Raw genomic sequence first — 2,047 nt, 5'->3', positions numbered from 1 at the left:
TTGTTAGAGTAACAACCGCATCTTGACCCTCAAATAAGGTCATGACACGGTAATTTTCATCTAACAATTCAAATCCAAAAGTAGAAGACAAATCCCCTTGTTTAATAAGGTCGCCACCATCAATCCGAACCAAATTGGTTGTATTAACTCTACGTTTGTTACAACCCATTCTGCACCTCTTTCTAATCATCTACTAAGATGTCTTCCTTAATCTCCAATTTTTCAAAATCGTTGAATAAGCGGTCTATGTAGCCATTACCTCCTAAAGCCTTGTAGCTTTTGTGCAGACTTTCCACTAGGGAAAATTCGTCTTTTGAAGTGAACCCTCTACGAATAGCCCGTCGCATATCACGGTCAAGGCGCAACTTCATTGTATTTAGATGCGCCTCGTCGTGTACTTTTAACTTCTCTTGTACTTCATCGATTTTGGAATTGCTATCTTTAGCGGTAGTCTGGACATCTTCAATCTGTTTCTTGACATCGGTTAGTTCCGAGACGATTTTATCTGTTTCTTCTTTTGTTTTCTTCGGCATTTTATAGCCTAACCAAGCCACGACGATTGGCGTCGCTACTGGTAGCACATTCATAAAGAAATGTTCTGTTTGTTGTAAGACATCCATAAGCACCTCGCTAGTCTGCCAAATGGCTCAAACCACGTCTCTTCAATTCCTTGCGCACACGGTCTTTCCAGCGTTTATGTACCCATGAAAAGTCAACTGCTCCACGTTCCAGTAGGTTGATGTACATGTCGATTTTTGCTTGGTCTAGTGTAATCTTACTCATTGTTGCTACCTCCATTGTCTTCACTAGGGCTCTCTTGGTTTGTCGTTTCAGAAATGTCATCTTCTTTCTCGCTTTCTTTGTTATCTTCTACCGCTGGGGTTGGTTGTGTAGGTGCTTCTGCTACTGGTTGTTCAGTAGTTGGCTGCGCTGGGGCTGGTTCATCAGCTTGGTTTTCTGTGTCCGTAACCTGAGGGGTGTCCTCCTCTGCCTCCTCTTTCTCCTCCTGGTCAGACTCTCCTTGAGCTTCCAGCTCTTCCAATCGTGCTAAGATATCCTCAATATCCTGAGCATTCTGGAGATTGACCTTCTGCATGCCATCCATGAGTTGGTTGGCTTTCTCCAGCGCTTCCGTCGTTTTAGCCAATTGTTCTTGCGTTTTAGCCAATTGTTCTTGGTTTTTGACAATGGCGCTAATTGGGTCAAGTTCGGTACGTAGAATCTCTTTGACTGCTTCAATGAGCGTTTCGTCCGTGTCACCCAAACGGTCACCCTCTAACTCGCGAGTGAAAAAAGTAAACGGCTTGTCACATTGAATAGAGACTTCCGTCTTGCCAACTCTAAAAAATTTATTTACTAATACAAATTCCATGTTAATTTTCTCCTCTTAAATGTAAATATCTATTGTTCCAGCACGATAGCGTTGTTTGAAATCTGAAGCTTCTTGGTTGCTGTCGAACTCGATATGTAATTGTTTATCTGCAATGTAATTGTTTTCACCTGAGTATCTTGTGTATACATAAACTCGATTCGCATAGAAGACCTCTGTATCATAATTACCATAATTAATAAGTTTAAGTTTTCTGTCTTCACTATCGAAACTACTTGCTAAACTTATGAAATTTCCATCTACAGCAACCGTATTAGATGAATGTGGATAAATAAATGCGCTTTTTAAATTATTAAAACGTTTTAAAAACCGCCATTTTTGCCACACTAACTTACTTCCAACATACCGTTCTATAATCTCATGTCCTCCGACATAGATTCCTTCTCTTGTAGCCATAATACCACCTACTCATACACATCATAGATTGTGTTGGGATCTTTAGTTCTAACTGCTTCATATTGGGCTTTCGAACCGTACCAGTATTTCATTTGCTGGTTCCCGTTCTGGTTAATCAGCTTATTAGCGACCACTTCGGACGGTGTACTTGGAATTCCAAGCGCCGACCTGTTTACTCGCAAGACACCCGAACTATCGACTGTAATCGTCGAGTTATCAGGCCTGACAACTCCGTTTGAACCAGCTGTTGCGGTTGTGGGA

Annotated in this window: 4 protein-coding genes and 1 pseudogene; all 5 read right to left on the bottom strand. The window is 41.4% G+C overall.

Going from position 1 to position 2,047, the window contains the following annotated elements:
- Positions 1-182: 182 nt before the first annotated feature.
- Complete coding sequence (locus tag HT721_RS10635; RefSeq protein ID WP_112445255.1) at positions 183-620, bottom strand: hypothetical protein; 438 nt, start codon at positions 618-620, stop codon at positions 183-185.
- A 10-nt stretch (positions 621-630) separates the two neighbouring features.
- Positions 631-783 carry a hypothetical protein gene (locus HT721_RS10630; protein WP_173214043.1) on the bottom strand — a complete coding sequence of 51 codons (153 nt, stop codon included), beginning with the start codon at positions 781-783 and terminating at the stop codon, positions 631-633.
- Positions 776-1,372, bottom strand: a complete 597-nt coding sequence (locus HT721_RS10625) for a hypothetical protein (protein ID WP_191994102.1) — start codon at positions 1,370-1,372, stop codon at positions 776-778. Before HT721_RS10625 ends, HT721_RS10630 begins: the two co-directional genes overlap by 8 nt.
- A 15-nt stretch (positions 1,373-1,387) precedes the next feature.
- Positions 1,388-1,786 (bottom strand): hypothetical protein, encoded by a 399-nt coding sequence (locus tag HT721_RS10620; RefSeq protein ID WP_173214041.1) that lies wholly within the window; start codon positions 1,784-1,786, stop codon positions 1,388-1,390.
- 8 nt (positions 1,787-1,794) lie between these two features.
- Positions 1,795-2,047: pseudogene (locus tag HT721_RS10615) on the bottom strand (hypothetical protein); the annotation flags it as partial.

It is taken from the genome of Streptococcus sp. 4094, from assembly GCF_013277125.1.
GTDB lineage: Bacteria > Bacillota > Bacilli > Lactobacillales > Streptococcaceae > Streptococcus.
This window is presented reverse-complemented; position numbering and strand designations above follow the sequence as displayed.